Source organism: Streptomyces sp. NPDC002926, from assembly GCF_053591755.1.
In genome coordinates, this window is sequence record NZ_JBSFUK010000032.1 from 1 (window position 1) to 21615 (window position 21615).

General features: G+C 69.8%; 14 protein-coding genes and 2 pseudogenes. 8 read left to right on the top strand and 8 right to left on the bottom strand.

What is annotated here, in order from left to right:
* Nucleotides 1-1103: branched-chain amino acid ABC transporter substrate-binding protein (locus tag ACWDZ6_RS29085; RefSeq protein WP_451505211.1), on the top strand; the 1103-nt coding region annotated here is incomplete at its 5' end.
* 33 nt (nt 1104-1136) lie between these two features.
* Here ACWDZ6_RS29085 and ACWDZ6_RS29090 read toward each other — a convergent pair.
* Entirely contained in the window at nt 1137-4073 is a 2937-nt protein-coding gene (locus ACWDZ6_RS29090; RefSeq protein WP_451505212.1) for an ATP-binding protein, read from the bottom strand.
* 138 nt (nt 4074-4211) lie between these two features.
* Between ACWDZ6_RS29090 and ACWDZ6_RS29095 the strand changes: the two are divergent.
* Together ACWDZ6_RS29095 and ACWDZ6_RS29100 are read left to right on the top strand one after the other, a co-directional pair.
* Nucleotides 4212-4434, top strand: a pseudogene (locus ACWDZ6_RS29095) (leucine zipper domain-containing protein); the annotation flags it as partial.
* A 523-nt stretch (nt 4435-4957) separates the two neighbouring features.
* Complete coding sequence (locus tag ACWDZ6_RS29100; protein ID WP_366732685.1) at nt 4958-5380, top strand: secondary thiamine-phosphate synthase enzyme YjbQ; 423 nt, start codon at nt 4958-4960, stop codon at nt 5378-5380.
* A 184-nt stretch (nt 5381-5564) separates the two neighbouring features.
* Here ACWDZ6_RS29100 and ACWDZ6_RS29105 read toward each other — a convergent pair whose 3' ends face one another.
* The 3 genes from ACWDZ6_RS29105 to ACWDZ6_RS29115 all read right to left on the bottom strand — a co-directional run bounded on the left by ACWDZ6_RS29105 (nt 5565) and on the right by ACWDZ6_RS29115 (nt 10621).
* Nucleotides 5565-5990: a hypothetical protein gene (locus ACWDZ6_RS29105; RefSeq protein ID WP_451505213.1), complete on the bottom strand. Its 426-nt coding sequence runs from the start codon at nt 5988-5990 to the stop codon at nt 5565-5567.
* 716 nt (nt 5991-6706) lie between these two features.
* Nucleotides 6707-7723, bottom strand: coding sequence for a GntR family transcriptional regulator (locus ACWDZ6_RS29110; protein WP_451505214.1), 1017 nt, complete (start codon nt 7721-7723; stop codon nt 6707-6709).
* A 1992-nt stretch (nt 7724-9715) separates the two neighbouring features.
* On the bottom strand, nt 9716-10621 hold the full coding sequence (locus ACWDZ6_RS29115) for a LysR family transcriptional regulator (RefSeq protein WP_451505215.1): 906 nt from the start codon (nt 10619-10621) through the stop codon (nt 9716-9718).
* A gap of 139 nt (nt 10622-10760) precedes the next feature.
* Here ACWDZ6_RS29115 and ACWDZ6_RS29120 point away from each other — a divergent pair, with 139 nt between their 5' ends.
* The 4 genes from ACWDZ6_RS29120 to ACWDZ6_RS29135 all read left to right on the top strand — a co-directional run bounded on the left by ACWDZ6_RS29120 (nt 10761) and on the right by ACWDZ6_RS29135 (nt 16024).
* Entirely contained in the window at nt 10761-11915 is a 1155-nt protein-coding gene (locus tag ACWDZ6_RS29120) for an NAD(P)/FAD-dependent oxidoreductase (protein ID WP_451505216.1), read from the top strand.
* 33 nt (nt 11916-11948) lie between these two features.
* Nucleotides 11949-13289: a 2-oxoadipate dioxygenase/decarboxylase gene (gene hglS / locus ACWDZ6_RS29125; RefSeq protein WP_451505217.1), complete on the top strand. Its 1341-nt coding sequence runs from the start codon at nt 11949-11951 to the stop codon at nt 13287-13289.
* Nucleotides 13286-14824, top strand: coding sequence for an L-piperidine-6-carboxylate dehydrogenase (amaB, locus tag ACWDZ6_RS29130; RefSeq protein WP_451505218.1), 1539 nt, complete (start codon nt 13286-13288; stop codon nt 14822-14824). Before hglS ends, amaB begins: the two co-directional genes overlap by 4 nt.
* A gap of 105 nt (nt 14825-14929) precedes the next feature.
* Nucleotides 14930-16024, top strand: coding sequence for an NAD(P)-binding domain-containing protein (locus tag ACWDZ6_RS29135; protein ID WP_451505219.1), 1095 nt, complete (start codon nt 14930-14932; stop codon nt 16022-16024).
* A gap of 6 nt (nt 16025-16030) precedes the next feature.
* Here the strand turns inward: ACWDZ6_RS29135 and mltG are convergent, their stop codons facing one another.
* The 3 genes and pseudogenes from mltG to ACWDZ6_RS29150 form a co-directional block, all read right to left on the bottom strand.
* Complete coding sequence (gene mltG / locus ACWDZ6_RS29140) at nt 16031-16894, bottom strand: endolytic transglycosylase MltG (RefSeq protein WP_451505220.1); 864 nt, start codon at nt 16892-16894, stop codon at nt 16031-16033.
* A gap of 126 nt (nt 16895-17020) precedes the next feature.
* A pseudogene (locus ACWDZ6_RS29145) lies at nt 17021-17242 on the bottom strand (hypothetical protein); the annotation flags it as partial.
* A 120-nt stretch (nt 17243-17362) separates the two neighbouring features.
* Nucleotides 17363-19171: an ABC transporter ATP-binding protein gene (locus tag ACWDZ6_RS29150; protein WP_451505221.1), complete on the bottom strand. Its 1809-nt coding sequence runs from the start codon at nt 19169-19171 to the stop codon at nt 17363-17365.
* 118 nt (nt 19172-19289) lie between these two features.
* On the opposite strand from ACWDZ6_RS29150, the gene ACWDZ6_RS29155 reads away from it, so the two are divergent.
* Nucleotides 19290-19751 (top strand): MarR family winged helix-turn-helix transcriptional regulator, encoded by a 462-nt coding sequence (locus tag ACWDZ6_RS29155; protein WP_351450512.1) that lies wholly within the window; start codon nt 19290-19292, stop codon nt 19749-19751.
* A 184-nt stretch (nt 19752-19935) separates the two neighbouring features.
* Here the strand turns inward: ACWDZ6_RS29155 and ACWDZ6_RS29160 are convergent, their stop codons facing one another.
* Nucleotides 19936-21537, bottom strand: a complete 1602-nt coding sequence (locus tag ACWDZ6_RS29160) for a peptide-N4-asparagine amidase (protein ID WP_451505222.1) — start codon at nt 21535-21537, stop codon at nt 19936-19938.
* Nucleotides 21538-21615 lie beyond the last annotated feature (78 nt).

Genomic DNA, 21615 nt, shown 5'->3' on the forward strand with positions numbered 1-21615 from the left:
CGGCGGGCGCCGAGGCGCGGCTGCCGCGGCTGGTGGTCGCCCTGCACGCCGACCTGAGCGGCAGCGGCCGTACGACGGGCCGCGCCCACGAGAACGGCGTACGGCTCGCCGTCGACCACCTCAACTCCCGCGCCGGCCGCGGCTTCGACCTGACACTCCAGGTGCACGACGACGAAGGCAGCGCGACCCTGGCACGCCAGGTCGCCCGGCGACTGGCGGCCGACGAGCGTGTCCGCGCGGTGCTCGGGCCGACCACCGATGCCTGTGCGAAGGCCACCCTCGGCCTCTACCAGCAGGCACTGCTCCCGATGGTCTCCGTGTCGGTCGGACTCGACGATGTCTCCCCCACCACCTACCGGGTGTACACGGCCACCCGCCCCAACGACACGACCCTGGCGGCGCCGGTCGTCGCGTACCTCGTCCGCACCGCCGGGACCCACAACACGGTGCTGATCGACGACGCCGCTGAGGGCGACTTCAGCTGGCGTCTGTGCGCGGGCGTCGACGAGGCCGTGCGATCCGGGCAGCGCACCACGGTTCGGCGCACCCTCGCCACCGAGGACGACTCGGCCGACGGCTTCCGTATCCTCGCGGAGTCGGTGACGGATGCCGGAGCGGACGCGGTGGTGTTCGCCGGCGGGTACGCGCGGGCCGCGCGGCTGGCCCGCGCGCTGCGCTCCGCCGGCTACTCCGGTGCGCGGCTGGCCACCCAGCGCGCCCTCGACTCCCGCTTCCTCGCCTCGGCGGGCGATGCCGCCGAGGGCTGGGTGTTCGCCACCGCCTTCCTCGATCCGACCACGGTGACTGCCGCGAAGTCGTTCGTCACCGCCTACCGCGCACGCTTCGGCACCGCCCCGCCCTGGTACTCCGCCGAGGCCTACGACGCGACGCACTTCGTGGCCCGCGCCATGACGGCGCTGGGCGCGGCGCGCGCGGAGCGGGGCGCGATCGTGGGCCGGTTGCGCGAGACCGACTACCGGGGGAACACCAAACGGCTGCGCTACGACTCGTCCACCTACCGCTACACGGACGCGATGTACCTGTTCCGGGTGTCCGGGGGCGCCTTCCGCTGCCTCGGCGACTACCGGGACGCCACGGCCTGAGCCATGCGTCGTTCCTCAACTGTGGTGCGTTGTTCACGCGCGACGGTCCAGGGCCGCACGCGTCATGAGGCCTGCCAGTGCCGAGCGGGACGGCACGGTGGTCTTCCGGTAGATGGCCGACAGGTGGGTTTCGACCGTGCGGCGGCTGAGGTACAGCTTCGTCGCGATGGCTTGGTTGCTCAGACCTTCGGCAACGAGTTCGGCGATCTCCCGTTCACGTGCGGTCAGTTGGTCGAGCTCCGTGGGTGCGCGCACGGATTCCTCGGCCTGGGGGCGCACCATCGAGGCCAGGTCGGACAGCAGGCGCGCGCCGCCGTCGTCGGCGAGACGGCGGGCCCGCTCCCACATGGCGACGGCGCGCGAACCGTCGCCGGCGGCCTGCGCCTGGGCGGTCGCCAGCAGCAGGGAGTACGCCTCCCAGAGCGTCGCACCGGACGGCGCGTACGCCTGCGCGGCGCGCTCGAAGAGGTGTGCTGCGGCGCGGCTGTCACCGTGGTGCTGGGCGAGCGCCGCCTCGGCGCGCAGTGCCGCCCCGCGCTGACCGTGAAGACCCATCCGGTCGGCTTCCTCGACGGCTTGTGCGGCCCAGCGCGCGGCCTGCTCGGCGTCGCCGATGGCGATGGCGGTGCTGACGAGGGTGTCCAGCTGGCCGGGGCGTATGGAGGGCTGCAGCCCCAGCAGTTCGGGACCGCCGGCGTTCAGGATGGCGTCCTGCGCACGGTGCGGGTCGCCGCTCACGAGCGCCGTGTGACCGAGCATGCACCTGGCCAACGACGCCCACCAGTGTCTGCTTCCACCGGCCGCGGCCACGGCCTCCTCGGCGGTCGTCAAGGCCCTGGTGTCACCCAGGGGGCTCCGCACGAGGAGGATCAGCGCCTTGAAGCACAGAGTGAAGGCCAGGAGGTCGCTGCTGCCGATGGCTCGTGCGACGGCTTCCGCCTCCTCGGCCGACTCCAGGGCGGACGGCAGCCGACAGGTGTTGAGGTGCACGAAGGCCTTGCTGCTCAGCAGGTGTGGCAGGACGTGGACCTGACCGCTGCGGCGGGCGATGTCCAGACCCCGGTCGGCGTGGCGTTCCGCGTCGGCGTAGCGCTCGAGCAGGGCTTCCGCCCAGGCCAGCCACACCAGCGACTCGCACAGTTCCGTGAGGTTGGGGTCGGTGAGACCGTCTGCGAGCCCGGCGGCGACATCGGCGAACCGGCGGGCAGCCGCCGTCTCCCCTTCGTATGCCTCTCCCAACGCCCCCAGCGCCAAGGCCCCCAGCTCTCCCATGAGGTCGCCGTGGGAGCGGGCCACCGCGAGCGTCCGCTCGATCTCGTCACGTACGTCGGGGTAGGAAACGGTGTTCAGGGCGGCCATGCCCAGCGCGAGTCCCATGGAGACCGCCTGGCGGGGCTCGGGGCCGGGACTGCGGGCCAGTTCCCGCTGCAGCAGGGCTGTCGCTTCCGGGGAGTGTCCGAGATGCCGTTCCATCATGGCGCACAGTGCTATCGCATCCCTGCGCAGCGACGCGTCGTCCTGCCCGGACCTACTGATCAGCGTGTGGAGCAGGTCACGGCTTTCCCGCAGGCTGCCGCCCACAGCGAGTGCTCTGGCGCGCGACAGCGTCAACTCTCCACGCTGCTGTGCGCAGGCGGGCGTGTCCGGCATGAGCCGGAGGACGACGTCCAGCAGATGAGCGGCCGTCGCGGGCGCCGTGTGGGCGCACTGGGCGGCCGCCTCACTCAACACGGCCGCCGACACGGGATCCCAGCCGACCAGCGACCGCTCGACGTGATGAGCACGCTCGGCGGCGGAGGCACCTGCCCGGGCCAGTTCGTCCGCCGCGCCACGGTGGATCTCGGCACGGCGTGGTGCGGCGGTGTTCTCGTAGACCAGTGCCCGCAGCAGCGGGTGGCGCAGTGTCCAGCGGCCGTCGGACCCCATGCGCAGCAGATCGCGCCGCGTCAGTGCACCGATGCAGTCGTCGAGTTCCTCCGGCGTGGTGTGTCCGGTCGTCAGGCTCAGCATTGTGGGCGTGGCATGGTCGCCGAGGACCGCCACGGCTTCGGCGGTACGGCGCTGCGTCGCGGTCAGCGCAGTCAGTTCGGCCAGAAGCAGGGATCCCAGTCCGCTCGGCACTGCGGACGCGATGTCGTCGTGGGCCCGGACGGTCGTGCCACGCGACGACGCGCCATGCCGGTAGGCGTGCAGAAGGCAGTGGAGGTACAGCGGGTTGCCCTCGCTGGATTCATAGATCTGCTTCGCGTCGCCCGGTGGCAGGTCGGAGGCGAGCGCCTCGATCGACGCCTGCTCGGGCAGCGGTCGCAGCGCCATGCGCAGTACGGCCCCACTGTCGACGCCGCGTGTCAGAGCAGCGGCAAGGGAATGCGGCGTCTGCCGTTCCCGTCGGGCCACGACCAGAAGCACCCGGCCGCCCACCGGGTGCCGGATCACATGGTCCAACAACTCCAAAGACGCGGGATCCGCCCAGTGCAGGTCGTCCAGGGCCATCACCAACCCGCTGCGCTCCCCGAGCCTGGTCAGCACTTCCGCGACGGCGCGATAGAGGCCGAAACGGTCACGGTTGCCCGAACCCGAATCCGAGCCCTGCACACCGTCGGCTCCGCGCAGCACCGTTGCCGCCACCTCGGGCACGGCATCCGAGTCGAGAAAGGCACGATCGACGTCGGCGAACGCATCCGTGAACGTCTGGAACGGAGTGTGCTGCTCGTACTCCGTGGCCCTGCCGCGCAGCACGGTCAGCCCATCCTGCCGCGCCCGCGCACAGAGCTCGCTCAGCAGCCGGCTCTTCCCCATGCCGGCTTCTCCGGCGATGTCTACGACAGCGGGAACGCCGTCCTGCCCCAGACTGCCGATCACCGAGATGAGCCGCTTCAGTTCGTCAGCTCTGCCGACCAGCATCGTGGCCGTCTGGTCCCACGCCGGTTCCACCGCGTCTCCATTCCCCCACCACATCCGCGTGTTCATTCCCGAGTGGTCGCTCCTCCGCAACCCTGACTGCACAACCAGCCGATACCTTCATAGAAACGTCATCATCCCCGTAGAGAGCCGACTGCACAGTCCCTCGGGGCGTCATTCGACCAGGTTGATTCCGGTCTGGCCTCCGTGTCCCACCGTAATGCCCGGCTGACGGTTCGCGGCAGGCGGCTGCTGGTCGGACGTGTCTGTGCCGGCCGCCCCATCGCACATGTCGCAGCCGAGATGGGCATCTCCCGCGCCACGGCCCACAAATGGACCCGCCGCCGGCGAGCCGAGGGAGATGGAGGGCCTGGACCGCTCCGGCCGACCCCGAACCACACCGCACCCCCGGATGACGGAGCAGCGGCTGCTGCCCGTCGTTCCGGCCGACGACGAACTCGTCTTCGTGTACTACGCGTACAAGCTCAGGACGGGCGCCCGGCTCCACAACGTCGAGGCGATCACCGTCCAGGACGGCCGCGGATGCGCCGATCCGAAGTCCACGGTCCCGGCCGAACCGCTGAGCGCCGTCCATCCTCCCTGGCGGTACCCGCCGAGGAGGATGATCTACGACCTGATTCCTCCCCGGCCGACAACAGAGCGCTCCCATCGGCCAAGCCGTCCGGAGTCGAGGACGTGGCCCCGGCCGGACACTCTCCCGGGCCTGGAGCCGGTGGCCAAGGTCAAGGCCCCGGCCAAGCCCGGCCGTTCGCTGGAGGACATTCGGGCGGCCGTGGCTCCCTGCAGGCGGACGGCCAGGACGTCAACGGCACGACGTACGCGGAGCCGGTGGGCGTGTCCGCCCGGACGGCCCGCCGGGACCTGGCCGCCTGATCCCGGACACAACACGGGCCCTCCAGGCTCACCGGGGGAAGTGGCGTGAGGATGGACGTATGACTGACACCTTCAGTACGCGAACCATCGACGTGACGACCGGCTCCAGTGAAACCGTGCACGACTTGACCGACGCATGTACGTCGTTCCTCCGTGAAGTGGCCCAGGCTCGGGACGGACTGCTCAACGTCTTCACACCCCACGCAACTGCCGGGCTGGCCCTTATCGAGACAGGGGCGGGGAGTGACGCGGACCTCCTGGCGGCCCTCCACCAGCTACTCCCGGCGGACAACCGTTGGCAGCATCGGCACGGTTCACCGGGACACGGCCGGGACCATGTCCTCCCCGCCATCGTCCCGCCCCACGCGACACTCCCTGTCATCGGTGGAGCGCTGCAGCTGGGGACCTGGCAATCCGTGGTCCTGGTGGACACGAACAGGGACAACACCCAACGTCAGGTCCGGCTCTCCTTCCTGGGGTGACCGCCCTCCGCCGGACACGACGAAGGGCCCCGATCTCCAGGTGGGGCCCAGGTGTCCGTCCGGGGCCAGGCATCCCCCCAGGCGGACACGTCTCATGTCCGGCCGGTCACTCCCGGCCCACGTCCGGAGGGGAGCCCGGCCAACCACCGATCAGCCGTGCAAACAACGCTTCAGGTCAATACACCTAGAGCTTTGCGATGTCCTTGTGGATCACTTCCATCCCGCCGTCGTGGTAAGCGGCTAGGCGCACCTTGAGCTGATGGCCCTTGGGTGCCTTGATGATCCGGTTGAGCGTCTCCCCCATGCTGCCGCCGTAACACGGAGGCTCGGAGTTGAGGGCGGCCCAGCCGTCCCCCACGTCCTTCGGGTCGTTCCACTCCACCCAGACGCAGTCGGGCTCGCCGGAGAAGGCCTGCAGCGAGATGATCTTGACCGAGTTCACCGCGCCGTCGACACGCTCATAGGTCACAGTCGCGGAATTGTGGTGAAGGCCGGCACCGGCCTCCAGGTTGACCGTGCTGGCCGCGGTGTCGGCAGCGGCTGGAGCCGCTCCTCCCGCTACCGTCGCGGCCAGGACCGCGACGGTGACAGACAGGGCAGGTAAGCGCATGATCCGTCTCCACGAAGCTAGTTGAGGAAGACTCACCTTGCAAGGTTGACTTCCGTGGGAAACGCGAAGCCTCCGGCTCCGCCGTCACACGACGAGCGCGTCGGAATTATCCCGCCTCCCAGAACGCCCTCACCCTCTCGCAGAGTAACGGCCGAGCGCATCGGTGAAACCACTTAGTTCGACTACGTAAGCGCGCGTTAACCTCGGTGTTTCATGACGGTCCGTCGGGTGTTCGGCGGGCCGTTTCGGCTGTTCAGGCTGAGTGTGGGCAGGTTGGGGAGCCGGCTGACGCGCGGTGGGCGGCGGGTTCCACGGCTCCGCCGGGTGGTGCGGGTGGCGTGGTTCAGGCAAGAACCGGAAGCCAGCTTTCCGTCCGGCTGAGTGTCCGGGACCGGCCGCTCGATGTTCTCCTCGTCCATGACAACGACGCCCAGGCCAAAAGGCGGCCACGGCGGACGCCATGACGGAGAGGGTTACGGACCTTTGTGCTCACGATGCGGCCCGGAGTGAAGTTGCACTTTCAACAACTCATTTACGCCTTTGCGGCGAGTAGACAACGCGAAGCGACCCGCCCACATGTCCCGGGGGAGAGACACGTGAGCAGGCCGCAAAATAGGAAGGAAGGGGCCCAGGGCACTTTCCTTGCCCCCGGACACGCGAAACGGCCCAGCCCCGTGATCGAACGGGGCCCGGGAGTGGGAGCGGGTCTCCTGGCGTCAGTCGTCCAGGGAGTCCAACTCCTGGAGAGCCGCCTCCGCCTGGTCCCGGGTCGCTTGCATCTGCTCCCGGAAAGTCCTTCGCTGGGCCGGGGACATGACCCGGAGGGAGGTCGTGGAGAACACGGCCACGCCGTGCTCGATCTGCTGTGCGAGCGTCACGAGCTGGGCCCCGGTCGCTTTTCCCTTGCGGGCCTCCTCGGCGGTGGCCTTGGCCGTGTCGGAGACCTCCGCCAGGGCCCTGGCCGCTTTCTTCTCCAGGCCCGCGCGTTCGCCACGCGTCAGCGGCTCCACACCGAACTTGTCCCACTTGGCCGGAGGGATGATCTCCCGCTTACGGTCCTCGACGTGGTGGAGGATGGCCCGCTGGGCCGACTTGTCCGCGCCCAGGTCCTGATACAGGAGGGCCGCCAGGGCCTGGTACTCCGATGACTGGCCGTTGTAGTCCGGATCTCCCCGGTACGTGAACATCTGGCGTAGCTCCATCAGCTTGGCGGACATGGCCCGCTTGGCCTCCGTCGCGCGGCCCTCCGCGTCCAGCCACTGACGGCCCAGAGTCTTGGTCTCCTGGTACGCCTGGGCCACATCCGCCCGCTTCAGCGCCCGCTCCGCATTGGGGTCCACGTGCTCCGTGACCACGCGGGTACCCTCCAGGACCTGGGGAGTGTGGACGACTACGGCCGCCGCTTTCTCCCTGGCCTCGGCCGCCGTACGGGCCTCCAGCTTCTCCGCGGATTCCGTGACGACCGGGGCCGACAGTTCCGCAGCGTCACGGCCGGCTGAACCCTCCATGTCCGCCGGGATCAGGCCCTCCGCCACGTTCCACACGTCCCCGTCGGCCACCACCACGCCGTCATCCCCCAGGAGAGCAAGGGCCCGGGACACCGTGGCCTGGGTAGTGCCGTACTTCTCCACGAGCTCCGCCACGTCCAGGCCCACGCCCCCCGCGTAGGTCCCCGCCCGGATCTCCTGACGGATGCCCTCCGCCACGGTTTCATACTTGGCTGACTTGGCCATCGCGCTCTCCCCCTGTCTCGATGGAGCGGGGCCACCGTACCGCCGGAGACCCCGTCGTCTCCCGCGTTTCGATGTCCCAGCCGATCCGAAAGGGGTTACACCCCAGGCCAATTCGGAGATCCAGGACGAGACGGACGCCCACTCGATTGCCGCTCAGGAACAGGCCCACATAAACGCGTCCCGCTTCAGGACCTGAGCTCTCAGGGCACGCCAATTACGGGGGAGCCTGGAGCGTCTGTCACTGCCATGCCACGCCACTGCCAACTCCCCCGAGGTCGGAACATGTTCTGAGACTCAACCCCGCACAGCATGCGAATCGCGGTTTCTCATCGAGCTGCGTTCGCGGACTTCCGCACCATGGCGAACGGTGGCGAATACCGCCATCCCAGGTCGCGGCCCCGCCTGCAGTCACCTACCGCAAGCCGTTCGCCACCCCAGGCATGCCCAGGTGCGTACGCAGTTGCGTACGCACCTGCGAGTTCCCTGAGGAACTGCTCGATCTCCCGGGGAACTTATGAGTCAATGAGATGCACGCGGCCGGGGCGCATCGAGGATTACGCACTCATCGGAGACATGCAGACCTCAGCGCCGGCCTGCCGGGACGGGACAGCGGACTGGCTGTGCCTGCCCCCCGCCTCCGCACCCGCCCTCGCGGACCTCTTGCCCAGGACCGTTGTCCCCGGCCGGGCCCCGCGACTCTTTCGAGTTACGGGCTACACGGCTAATGAACGACGCGCACCGCCAAATAGGCCGCCGGGAGTGGTCGATTTGCACGCCGACCTCTCCACCAGCCGTCGGAAACCGTCAACCTGAACGACGGTCCACTCTGCCGCTCGCCGACAGCCGCCGAATTGGAAGCCGATCCGGTCCATCCCCCATCAGGAGTCGTAGATTTGAAAGATCCACCTTGCGGGTCGCAGATTTGAAGGACACCGCTCCCATCACGCGCCAGGAGTCGCGGACATGAAAGATCCCCAACGCCGGCGGGTGACAGATTCTCAGTACTGCGAATCCGTCACCCGTTGACTGGCTCCAGGGCAACCAACTCCCCCCAACCAGTGGGTAGTCAAAAGCAGGTGAACGAGTTCACGCGCCTGACCAGCGCGGCTAGTCAACGCACATGAAACGTGCTGAAGTTGAACCGCGCGCACCGTTCCCGCGATGATGCGAAAGAAAGGCATGTCGTGAACCCGGAAACACCTTCGCCGTACTTTGTGCTGGTGGTGGGCACCTTTCGCGTGACCGCCGACCGGCTCCCGGTCCGGATCATCACGGCCATGGCGGGGGCAGCAACTTCCGCCCTCGGTACGTGGTTGTTCATGCGGTAAGTCAAGTGATGGGCTCAACACCCCGCTCCACCCGAAGGAGAGTACGGGGAGCGGGGGCGGAGCTGGGCCGAGCCGCTGCCACCTCCACGTCAGACGCGGGAGCGTGAGCCGGTGACCCGCCTTCATATGCACTGACTGGTGACGGTGACACATGGTCAGGCACGTTCACATCGCCAGGAGTTGGGCTCTCCGGCCAGGGGGCAGGAAAAGAGCCCATGGTCCTTCTTCTCCGCACACGCGTATAGCGAAGAAGGGTCCCAGGGCGCTTCTTGTGCCCTGGGACCCCGGTTCTTCACTGCCGGCTCGGCCGGCCATCGCAGAACGCAAGAGGGGTCGGCTCGTTGGCTGGGCTGACCCCCTCAATTCGCAAGACAAGCGTGGTGCCATGCGATGTCCTGGGCATCTTCCCGCGCGCTCCACCAGCACAGCGAAGATGATTCGCCGGCCGGGGACACTGGAGTCCAGGCCCTCCTTCACTACCCGGAGGCACACCCTCCGCTTTTCCGTTCGTCCGGCTGGAACCGTGGGCCCTCCGCTCAGGGCAGACTGAGCGACTGCCAAGGGGTTCGGCACGGAGGTTCGGTCGGCAGGTTCGGTACGCAGGTTCGCCACCGAGGTCCGGCACCCCGCCACCGGACGCGGTGACCGGTAGCCGCACATGGCGTCAGGGCTCGGCCCTCGCCGCCCGCCGCAGTGCCTCGATGAGCACCTCCACCGACGGCCGCCCCCGCGAGGCGGCGCGTACGGCCACCACGACATGGCGTTCGACCAGGTCGTCCAGCGGCACCGAGGCGATGCCCTCCGAGCGCAGCCTCAGCATCAGCCCGGTCAGCGGCGCCACGCCGAGCCCCGCCCCGACCATGGCCAGGGAGGTGGCGGTGTCGGTGACCTCGTGCGCGACGCGCGGTTCGAATCCGGCCCGGCGGCAGGCCGTACGTACGGCACGTCCGTAGTACGTGCGGTGCGCGGGCAGGATCCAGTCCCGGTCGGCCAGCTCGGTCAGCCGCCAGGACGTCGCGGCGGGCGGCGCCTGATCGGCCGGCACAGCCACAGTGAAGCGCTCCGAGTGGAGTCGTACGAGCTCGGAGACCTCGTCCCGGGCCAGCGGAGCGTCCGGATAGTCGAGTCCGAGCGCCAGGTCCACCCGACCGGCTGAGACCTCCGCGTGGGCCTGGTCGACGTCCACTTCCTGGCTCACCACCTCGACGCCGGGGTGGTGTTCGGCGAGCCGGCGCAGGGCGGGCGGCAGAAAGGCCGCAGCCGCTGTGCCGAACACGCCGAGCCGCAGCCGCGCCGAGATCTCCGTGCGGGTGCGCTCGATGGCGGCCGCCGCCTCGGCCTGGGCCCGCAGGATGTGGCCGGCGTGGATGACCAGGGTGTGCCCGGCGTCCGTGAGCTCGACCCGGCGCCCGGCTCTGCGTATCAGCTGCGCGCCCGCGGTCCGCTCCAGCTGGGCGATCTGCTGGGAGATCGCGCCGGGGGTGTAGCCGAGCGCCGCGGCAGCCGCCGTCATGGTGCCGTGGCGGGCGAGTTCGGCCAGTGCGCGCAGATGTACTCCGCCCAGTTCCATAGAGAGGATCTAAAAGATCGACTGCTGAAACTGTCAATGGACGCGAAGAGTCGGTGGCGTCCACCATGGATTCACCGCACTGGTTCCGCCTCATGCCGCGATGTACCGCGATGTGTCGAGCAGAGGGGACGGCTCTTTCATGGTTCACAGCGCTGAGGTCGTCATCGTCGGCGGTGGCGTCGTCGGGGCGAGCGTCGCCTTCCATCTGGCCGAGGCCGGGGTGCGGGACATCCTGGTTCTGGAGCGCGACGAACCGGCGTCGGGCTCGTCGGGCAAGCCGATCGGCGGGATTCGCGCCCAGTTCTCGGATCCGCTCAACATCAGGCTGGGGCAGCGCAGTCTGGAGGCCTGGCGGGCGTTCACCACCCGCCCCGGGGCCGACATCGGCATCGAGAGCGTCGGCTACCTCTTCCTCCTCGGCAGCGAGGAGGAGGTGGAGACATTCCAGCAGGCCGTCGACGTGCAGAACGAGCTCGGCGTCCGCAGCGGGATCATCACACCCCGCGAGGCGCACGAGCTGTGCCCCTACGTGGATCCGCGCTCCATCGTCGCCGCCGCGTACTCCCCCGACGACGGCTATGCGCTGCCGAAGGCGGCCGTGCACGGCTATCTGTGTGCCGCCCGGCGCCTCGGCGCGACCCTCCGTACGCACTGCACGGTCACCGGCATCGATGTCGACGGCGGGCGGGTGCGGGCGGTGCGTACGACGTCGGGGACCGTACGCACAGCGGCGGTGGTCTGCGCCGCGGGCCCCTGGTCCGCCGCTGTCGGCGCGATGGCCGGGGTCGAGCTGCCGGTCACCCCGCTGCGCCGGCAGATCGGACTGACCGGGCCACTGAGTCCGGTGCCGCCCCGGGTCCCCTTCACCCTCGACTTCGGCTCCACGCTCTACTTCCACAACGACGGAGCGGGCGGGCTGGTCCTCGGCCTGTCCGACCCACGTCAGGAGCCTGGATTCGGGCGCGAGTTCAGCCAGGAGTGGCTGGAGCCGTTCCGGGAGGCGGCGGCCCGGCGGGCACCAGCACTGGCCGGTCTTGAGGCCCGGAGCGGCTGGGCGGGTCTGTACGAGATGACTCCGGACCGCAATGCGCTGATCGGCCGGGCGGGCGAGGTGAGCGGCTTTCTGTACGCCACCGGATTCTCCGGACACGGATTTCTGCAGGCGCCCGCGGTCGGCGAGATCGTGCGTGACCTCTACCTCGACAGGACGCCCTTCATCGATGTCGGGCCGCTCTCCGCGGCCCGCTTCGGGGGACATGCCGCGGCCGTCCGCCCCGAGGCCCACATCATCTGATCCCGCGGTACACCGGAAGGGAAGGAGGAACGCATGATTCCCACCTGGCGGCTGCGCGCCGCGTTCGCCCGCCGTCTCTCCGACATGTACGGCGTGGAAGTTCCCGCGTACACCACGCTTCTGGAGGTGTCGGCGCAGGTCAACGACGAGGTGATCAGCAAGGACGGCGACGCGGGACGGCTGGGCGGCATCGAGAGGGTCACCGCGGAGCGGCACGGTGCCATCCGCGTCGGCACCGAGCACGAGATGCGCCAGGCCGCCCAGGTCTTCGCCGCGCTGGGTATGGAGCCCGTCGGCTTCTACGATCTGCGCGAGGCCGCGGCCAGCGCCGTCCCGGTCGTCTCCACCGCCTTCAGGCCCATCGAGGCCGAGGAGCTGGAGCGCAACCCCTTCCGGGTCTTCACCTCCATGCTCACCACGGCCGACCGGCGTTTTTTCGACGCCGGGCTCGAGGCCCGGCTGGAGTCCTTCCTCGGCCGCCGCGAGCTGTTCCCGCCGGAGCTCCTCGACCTTGCCTCGCGGGCCGAGCGGGAGCAGGGCCTCGACGAGGCCCCGGCGATGCGCTTCCTGACTCTGGCGGTCGCCGCCTTCGAGCTGTCACCCGAGCCCGTGGACCGTTCCTGGTACACGGAACTGGAGCGGATCTCCGCCGTCGCCGCCGACGTCGGCGGCGTCACCAGCACCCACATCAACCACCTCACCCCCCGCGTACTCGACATCGACGAGCTCTACCGGCGGATGGCGGACCGCGGCATCACGATGATCGACCGGATCCAGGGCCCGCCGCGCTGGGAAGGCCCGGATGTGCTGCTGCGCCAGACGTCGTTCCGGGCGCTGGCCGAGCCCCGCCGGTTCCGCGAACCCGACGGCAGTGTCGCGGCCGGTTCCCTGCGGGTCCGTTTCGGCGAGGTCGAGGCACGCGGCATCGCGCTCACCCGGTCGGGCCGCGCCCTCTACGACGAGCTGATCGGCGAACCGGCCGAGGTCTGGACCGGCCGTTTCCCGCGTACCGAACACCAACTGGCCGTCCAGGAAAAGGCGTTCTTCCGCTACGAGCCGGAAGAGAGCCGACCCGGCGACGGCCGGCGCCCGCCGGAGGATCTCGCGGGCCTCCTCGACGGAGGCTGGGTGAGCGCACACCCCATCGTCTACGAGGACTTCCTGCCCGCGTCCGCCGCCGGGATCTTCCAGTCGAACCTCACCGACGAGGGCACCCGGGACACCACCGTCACCGGCGCCCACTACGACCAGCAGCGGCTCTCCGGCGTGCTGGAGCGCACCGTCCACGACCCCTTCGACCTCTACGCCGCTCAGCAGGACACTTCACTTCGGCAGGCCCGCCGGGCCCTCGGACTCTCCAAGGACACGCCTTGACCACCAACGCCATCACGCTCCCCGACACCGACTCCCTGCGCACCCGGGCGAAAGAGAGTCTGCTCCGCTGCGGTGCGCAACTGCCCGCGGACGGTGGCGGTCTCATCGCCCGCACACCGCTGACCGGCGAGGCTCTCTTCACGCTGCCCGCCACGCCACCCGAGCACGCCGACGCGGCGATCGGCGCTGCCGAGGAGGCGTTCAGGCAGTGGCGTACCGTTCCCGCCCCGCAGCGTGGCGCGCTGGTCAAGCGGCTCGGCGAGCTGCTGACCGAGCACAAGGAGCACCTGGCCGACCTCGTCACCATCGAAGCCGGCAAGATCCGTTCCGAGGCGCTCGGCGAAGTACAGGAAATGATCGACATCTGTGAGTTCGCCGTCGGACTCTCGCGTCAGCTGTACGGGCGGACCATGGCCTCCGAGCGGCCGGGCCACCGGCTCTCGGAGAACTGGCACCCGCTGGGTGTCGTCGGTGTGATCTCCGCCTTCAACTTCCCGGTCGCCGTCTGGTCGTGGAACACCGCGCTCGCACTGGTCTGCGGTGACACAGTCGTCTGGAAGCCCTCGGAATTGACCCCGCTGACCGCTCTCGCCTGCGACGCCCTGCTCGCCAGCGCCGCCGCCGACACCGGTGCGCCCTCGGGCGTGCACCGGCTGCTGCTCGGCGGGCGCGGGGCAGGTGAGCGGCTGGTCGACGACGCGCGCGTGGCCCTGGTGAGCGCGACGGGATCGGTCCGTATGGGACGCGAGGTCGCTCCGCGTGTGGCCAGCCGCTTCGGCCGCTGTCTGCTCGAGCTGGGCGGGAACAACGCGGCGATCGTCACTCCGTCCGCCGATCTCGACCTCGCCGTGCGCGGGATCGTCTTCTCCGCCGCGGGCACGGCGGGCCAGCGCTGTACCAGCCTGCGTCGGCTGATCGTCCACGAGGACATCGCGGACCAGCTGGTGGAGAAGATCGTCCATGCCTACGGCCAGCTGCCGGTCGGCGACCCGTTCCAGGGGACCACCCTGGTGGGCCCGCTGATCTCCGGCACGGCGCACCGGGCCATGACCGAGGCACTGGCGGCGGCCGAGGCCGACGGCGGGAAGGTCCTGACCGGCGGCGACCGGCAGCTGGAGGAGCAGGCGCCGGAGGCGGCGTATGTACGGCCCGCGGTCGTGCGGATGCCCTCGCAGACCGCCGTCGTGCGCCGCGAGACCTTCGCCCCGATCCTGTACGTGCTCAGTTATCGGACCCTGGCGGAGGCCGTCGCGCTGCAGAACGGGGTCCCGCAGGGCCTGTCCTCCAGCATCTTCACGCAGGACCAGCGGGAGGCGGAGTGCTTCCTGGCCGCCGACGGCTCCGACTGCGGTATCGCCAATGTCAATATCGGCACGTCGGGCGCCGAGATCGGCGGCGCGTTCGGCGGGGAGAAGGAGACCGGCGGCGGCCGCGAATCGGGGTCGGACGCCTGGAAGGCGTATATGCGCCGGGCCACGAACACGGTGAACTACTCGGACAGCCTGCCGCTGGCCCAGGGGGTCAACTTCCTCTGACCCTTCGAACTCTCCGGTCCCTCGGGCCCATCCGAATCATCCGGTCCTTCCGAATCCTCGGAGCGGAGCGGGAAGGTCCATGCCCCTGACGCAGTTAGTAGAACCGTGAACAACTTCGGGGTGCGCGACGTGGCCGTCATCGTTATCGGCGCCGGACAGGCGGGGCTGTCCGGCGCCTACCATCTGCGACGCGCCGGACTGGAGCCGGACCGCGACTTCGTGGTGCTCGACCATGCACCGCGGGCCGGCGGCGCCTGGCAGCTCCGCTGGCCCTCGCTGACGTACGGCAAGGTCCACGGCATGCATGCGCTGCCCGGCATGGAGCTGACCGGAGCCGATGAAGGGCGCCCCTCCTCCGAGGTGATCGGCGAGTACTTCACGGCGTACGAGGAGCGCTTCGGCCTGAAGGTCCACCGGCCCGTCGATGTCACGGCGGTGCGCGAGGGCGCGGGTGGGCGGCTGCTCGTCGAGACCTCGGAGGGGACGTGGTCGGCGCGGGCGCTGATCAATGCGACGGGCACCTGGGACCGTCCGTTCTGGCCGCGCTACCCCGGCCAGGAGACCTTCCGGGGGCGGCAGTTGCACACCGTGAACTACCCGGGGCCCGAGGAGTTCACCGGGCAGCGGGTGATCGTGGTGGGCGGTGGCGCCTCAGGGACGCAGCATCTTATGGAGATCTCGGAGGTGGCCGCGGACACGACCTGGGTGACGCGCCGGCCCCCCGTTTTCCGCGAGGGGCCGTTCGACGAGGACGCCGGCCGGGCGGCGGTGGCCATGGTGGAGGAGCGGGTCCGGCTCGGACTGCCGCCGATGAGCGTGGTCTCCGTCACCGGGCTGCCGGTCAACGACGCCGTACGCCGCGCCCGCGCGAACGGGGTTCTCGACCGGCTGCCGGTGTTCGACCGGATCACTCCGACCGGGGTCGCCTGGGACGACGGGCGGACGGTGGAGGCGGATGTGATCCTCTGGGCGACCGGTTTCCGCGCGGCGATCGACCATCTCGCACCGCTGCGGCTGCGCGAGCCGGGCGGCGGCATCCAGCTGGCAGGCACCCGCGCAGTCCGGGACGCCCGCATCCATCTGGTCGGATACGGGCCATCGGCCTCGACGATCGGCGCCAACCGGGCGGGCCGGGCGGCGGTCCGTGAGATCCAGCGGTTGCTGGAGGGCGAACGTGAGATCGAACCGGCTCTTGGCTGAAGGTTGTCAGCCGCTGCTGCTCGCGCTCGCACGCTTGGCGTTGAAATCCTCGACGTTGCGCTGGTGCTCTCCGTAGCTGGAGGTGAACCGGGTGTCCCCCGGCGCCACGGTGACGAAGTAGAGCCATGTACCGGACGCAGGATTGACCGCCGCGTTCATCGCCTCCTCCCCCGGGTTGTCGATCGGGGTGGGCGGCAGCCCCTGGCGGTCATAGCTGTTGTACGGACTGTCGATCTTGATGTCGCTCGCCGTGGTGTCCAGGGTGCTGCGGTTCAGCGCGTAGTTCAGCGTCGAGTCCATCTGCAGCGGCATCCCCTGGGCGAGCCGGTTGTAGATGACCCGCGCCACCTTCCCCATGTCCTGGGGCGTATCGGCCTCGGCCTGCACGATGCTGGCGATGTTCACCGTCTGGTAGTCCGTCACTCCGCCGTGCTGGGCGCCGTTGCTGATGCGCTTGGCCCCGAACCGCTCCCTGGCCGTGTTGACCATGTAGCTGAGCAGGGTCGTGGGCGTGGTCTTGGAGTCGACCGGATAGGTGGCCGGGAAGAGATAACCCTCGGGATTGCCCTTGGCGTCGGCGGGCAGCTGCAGTTTCGCCGCACCTGCCGCCTTCCGGGTGGTGCCCGGTACCGCGTCGAGGGCCTTGTCCACCGCCGCGTACACCTGCGAGGCGCGCCAGCCCTCGGGCACGACCAGTGTCACCTTCTTCTCCTTCTTCTCCTTCTTCTCCGTGGTCTCCTTCAGCAGCGGCGGCACCAGCACCGCGGCGGCCGCGACGAGACCCGCGCTCAGCACGATCAGGACCAGTCGGCCACGGCGGGTCAGGCGGAACCTGCGCCCGGGCTGTGCCGACGAGGGTTCGTTCTTCATATAGGCACGCTAACCCGGAGCCTGTGCCGATCCCGGCACCCGGCGCGGCGACGCGAGCGGGGCGCCGGGAACCGTACGGCAGGAGGCCCACCGCGCGGCGTATGGCGGGAGGCCTCCCGCGCACGTCTACCGCACGAAGGGCGGCAGTGCCGCGAACTCCGGTACCACCTGCACGGCCTCGGCGAGGGTGTCGAGGGCGCGCCTGACCCTGGTCAGCGGGTGGTCGGGGAACTGCGCGTCCCACTGGGCACGGTCGGCGGCGTGGAAGGGCAGACCGCCCTGGACCTCCGGCGCGTACGGGTGCGGCCCGAAGTACTTGTCGGTGCCGACCTGGGCCATCACCATCGCCCTGGTCGTTCGCCCATACGTCGTTGTCAACGGGCCGGTATCCGGGCAGTCCCACCCCAAGAAGAGCTCTCATGGGCGGTGATCATGCCGTAGGGCACGGGGCACGGGGCCCGGCCCGTGTCAGGGTGCGACGGGGGCCAACTGTGCGTCCCTGCGCACCAGAGCGGCGTAGCGGCCGTCCCGGTCGAGCAGCTCCTCATGGCTGCCGCGCTCGGCTATGCGCCCGGCGTCGAGAACGACGATCTGGTCGGCGTCCCGGACCGTGGAGAGCCGGTGGGCGATGGTGATGGTCGTACGGCCTGCGGAGAGCGCGTCGATGGCCTGCTGCACGGCGTGCTCCGTACGGGTGTCGAGGGCGCTGGTCGCCTCATCGAGGATGAGGACGGGCGGATCGCGCAGGATGGTGCGGGCAATGGCGAGCCGCTGCTTCTCACCTCCGGAGAAGCGGTAGCCACGCTCACCGACCAGGGTGTCGTAGCCGTCGGGCAGGGACGCGATGTGGTCGTGGATCTGCGCGGCGCGGGCGGCCGCCTCTATCTCCGCCTCGGTGGCGTCCGGTTTGGCGAAGCGCAGATTGTCGGCGACGGAGGCATGGAAGAGGTACGTCTCCTGGGAGACGACGCCGACGGCCCGGGCGAGACTGTCGAAGTCGAGGTCGCGCACGTCGACGCCGTCGACTGTGACCCGGCCGCCGGTGACGTCGTACAACCGGGGCACGAGATAGCTGAGCGTGGACTTTCCGGAGCCGGTGGGACCGACGACGGCGAGGCTGCCACCGGCCGGCACCGTGAGGTCTATCCCGTCGAGGGTCGGCCGCGCCTGCTTCGGCTCGTAGGCAAAGTCGACGTCTTCGAAGCGCACTTCGCCGCGGACCTTTTCGAGGCGGACCGGTTCGGCCGGCTCCGTGATGTCCACCGGCAGGTCCAGATATTCGAAGATCCGCTGGAAGAGAGCGAGCGAGGTCTGCATCTGCACTCCGGTGGAGAGCAGGCTCACGGCGGGCCGGAACAGGCCCTGCTGGAGCGAGACGAAGGCGACGAGCGTGCCGATGGAGATCGCGGGCCCGCCGGACTGGAGCGCCAGGCCCGCGGCCCAGTAGATGAGGGCAGGCATGGCGGCCATCACGATGCCTATGGTCGACATCCGCCACCGGCCGGCCATGCTGGAGCGCACTTCGAGGTCGACGAGACGCTCGGACTCCTCGGCGAAGGACGTGGTGAGCGAGTCGGCCCGGCCCATCGTGCGGCCGAGGAGGATGCCGCTGACGGAGAGCGACTCGGTGACGGTGGCGGCCATGGCGGCCATCTGCTTCTGCCGCTGCGTGGTGATCTTCTTGCGCTCGCGGCCGACCCGGCGGCTGATCCAGACGAACAGCGGCAGCAGGAGCAGCGAGACGGCGGTGAGCCGCCAGTCCAGCGCGAGCATCGCGACGACGGTGGCGACCACGGCGGTGAGGTTGGAGACCAGGGAGGTCGCGGTGGAGGTCACCGTCGCCTGCATCCCGCCGATGTCATTGGCGATGCGCGACTGGACCTCTCCGGTGCGGGTCCTGGTGAAGAAGGCGAGCGGCATACGCTGCAGCTGGGCGTAGACGGCGGTGCGCAGGTCGTGCATGACGCGCTGGCCGACAGTGGTGGAGATCAGCGTCTGGAGCACACCGAAGACGCTGTTCATCACCGCGGTGAGGATCATGCCGAGAGCGAGCAGACTGAGCAGCCCGGTACGGCCCTGCGGGATGGCGGTGTCCAGGATCTCGCGCAGCAGGAACGGCGAGGCGACCGAGACGATCGACGCCGCGCCGACGAGCAGCCCGACGATCGCGAGCCGGCCGCGGTAGGGACGGAAGAGCCGGAGGATGCGCCGCACCTCGGCGGGCGGCTGCTCCGGGTCCGTGGGCGGGGGTGTCCAGGTGACGGGTTCGGGGTGCATGGGCTCCTTCGACAGGGGCTGAGGCGGGGTGGGACAGGGGCAGTTCAGCAAAGATTTGGAGAGCTTAGCTCACTGTTACCTATATTCACAATGAGCCTGCTCCTGATATTGTTCCGGCATGCTGTACTCATCTTCCGGGGCATCCGACGCCGACGGCCTGCTGGCGGAGCAACTGCTGCGGCTGACGCGACGACTCCACCGCAGTCAGAAGCGGCAGCTGGAGTCGGCCGACATCGCGATCACGCCCGCGCAGTCCCGGCTGCTGCGCACCGTCGCGCATTACGACGAGCCGCCGCGCATGGCCGATCTCGCCGCGCGTCTGGAAGTGGTGCCCCGCGCCGTGACCAGCCTGGTCGACGGCCTGGAGACGAGCGGCTGCGTCCGCCGCGTCCCCGATCCGAGCAATCGCAGGGTGACCCGGATCGAGCTCACCGACACCGGCCGCGCCACGCTCAGAGCGCTGCGCAGCGCGCGCCGCGCGGCCGCGGAGGACATCCTGGCCCCCTTGACCGCCGAACAGCGCGAGGTGTTCGGCGGTCTGCTGTCCGCCCTGGTCGACGGCCCGGGGCCGCGCTGCTGAAGCAGGCGATGGCACCGCGCCATGCGCTGCTGGGCCGATGCCGGAGGCTCTGTGTCCCGGTGCGGAGCGGACGCCGTCACCCGACAGGATGCCGCGACCGGCAGGCTCCGCCCCGCACAGGGTTCCGCGACCGGCAGGCTCCGCTCCGCGCGGCCGACGCGCTGCCTGTGAAGCCGTGCCCGCTTCAGCAGCGCAGCCGGTCCTCGGTCACCGTCCCCTGGACGGTCCGCAGGCCGCGGTCGTAGCAGCCACCGGAGCCGTACAGCCGGTAGCGCTCAGCCGTCGTCCCGACCGCGTGCCGCTGGTCGCGCGGGACATTGGCGGTGTAGGTCGCATCGCCGCTGTACGTGTCGTCGAGCCGCGTCCGGGCCGACCGCTTCCCGCGCTGTGCGACGACGGTGTCGGCCTTGTCCCCGAGAGTGAGGACGGTACGCAGCCGGTCGCCCGCGCCCAGCGTGGTGACTCCGTCCATCGTGTACGTCCGATGTGCGGCCGTGATCCGGAGTCCGCTGGTCACCGTCTCGTCGTCCGTCCAGGTGCCAGCCAGCGCGTCCAGGTTCTCGCCCTCGGTCCAGCGGTGTACGGAGGTGTTGCCCAGCACACGGGTCACGGTCGTCGCGACGCGACCGCGCGAGGTGTTGAGGTGACCGGCCACGGTGAGCCGGTGACCGCCCTCGGTGTCGAGCCGGTGCTCCGAACCGGGCGTGTACGTCACCGAGTTGACGGGCGCGCCCTCCTCGTGACGGGTCAGCGCGCCGGTGACGACGTCGCTCCCCTTGTCCTGCCATACCAGCACATTGGTGGGCGTGCTCCAGCCGGTCCGGCCGGCCGGGACTCCGACGACGGACACCTCGACGCGGTGCGGCCGGCCGTCGTTGAGCTGCGCGGCGAAGGGCGTGAGGTCGTACCGGATCGGCTGGATGTCGAAGGCGCGCGGCCCCGGAATCACGTACCAGAGGAAGGGGTTGGACCAGCCGCCCGTCCAGACCGTCGGAAACGGCGCGGCGATTCCCGCGAGTTGTCCGTCGACGCTGATCTGCACCTCGCGGTAAGGACCGCCCGCGGCCTTGCACGAGTACGGGGCGGCGTCCGGGACGGTCAGATACCAGTACTCCTCGCAGCCGCCACCGGACCCGGTGGCGTACACCTCAGCAAGGATCCGCCGGGAGTTGCGCGGAGTGGTGAGCGACGTACCGTCCAGGGCAAGCACCCTGTCCGGCACCTCGTCGGCCGGCGCCGCCGGCTGCGCTGCGCGCCCGGCCGCGTAGAAGGTCAGTGTGACCTTGACGTCGAAGACGCCGGTGTAGGTCTCGTTGACGACGTTGCCGATGAACATCTCGACCGGCCCGGTGCGGCGCAGTGTGTCGCTGTAGCGCGTGACGTCCTTCTCGACCGACCAGGCGATGCCGTCCGGCGAGGGCTGCGGCGTTGAGGTGCGCAGGATCTCCACGCCGCCGACGCTGAGATGACCGAGCCGGTCGTACTGCCGTCCCTTGACGCTCCCGTCGAGCCGCAGCACCACCTTGCTCCAGCGCTCGCCGCATCCCTTCGGCGGTGCGTAACTCCCTCTGTACGGCGTGAAATCGCGGAACTGCGCCTCGGCGAGGGTCACTTGGCAGGACTTCGCCCGTGGGCGGGCGACGGGCGGCGCGGCGGTGACCGGGTCGTGCCAGTCGGTGCCGAACTCCTCGGGCGGCGTATCGGCCGCGGCGGCGGGTCCGGCACCGAGCAGCGATCCCGCCGCCAGCGTCAGTCCCGCGATCATGGACATGATCTGTTTCTTCATGCGTCAGGAGTGAAGCGTGCGGCAGGTCAGGTGCGCCAGAGCGAGTGGCTGGATCTTGGCGCGTTCTGTGTCCCCCTC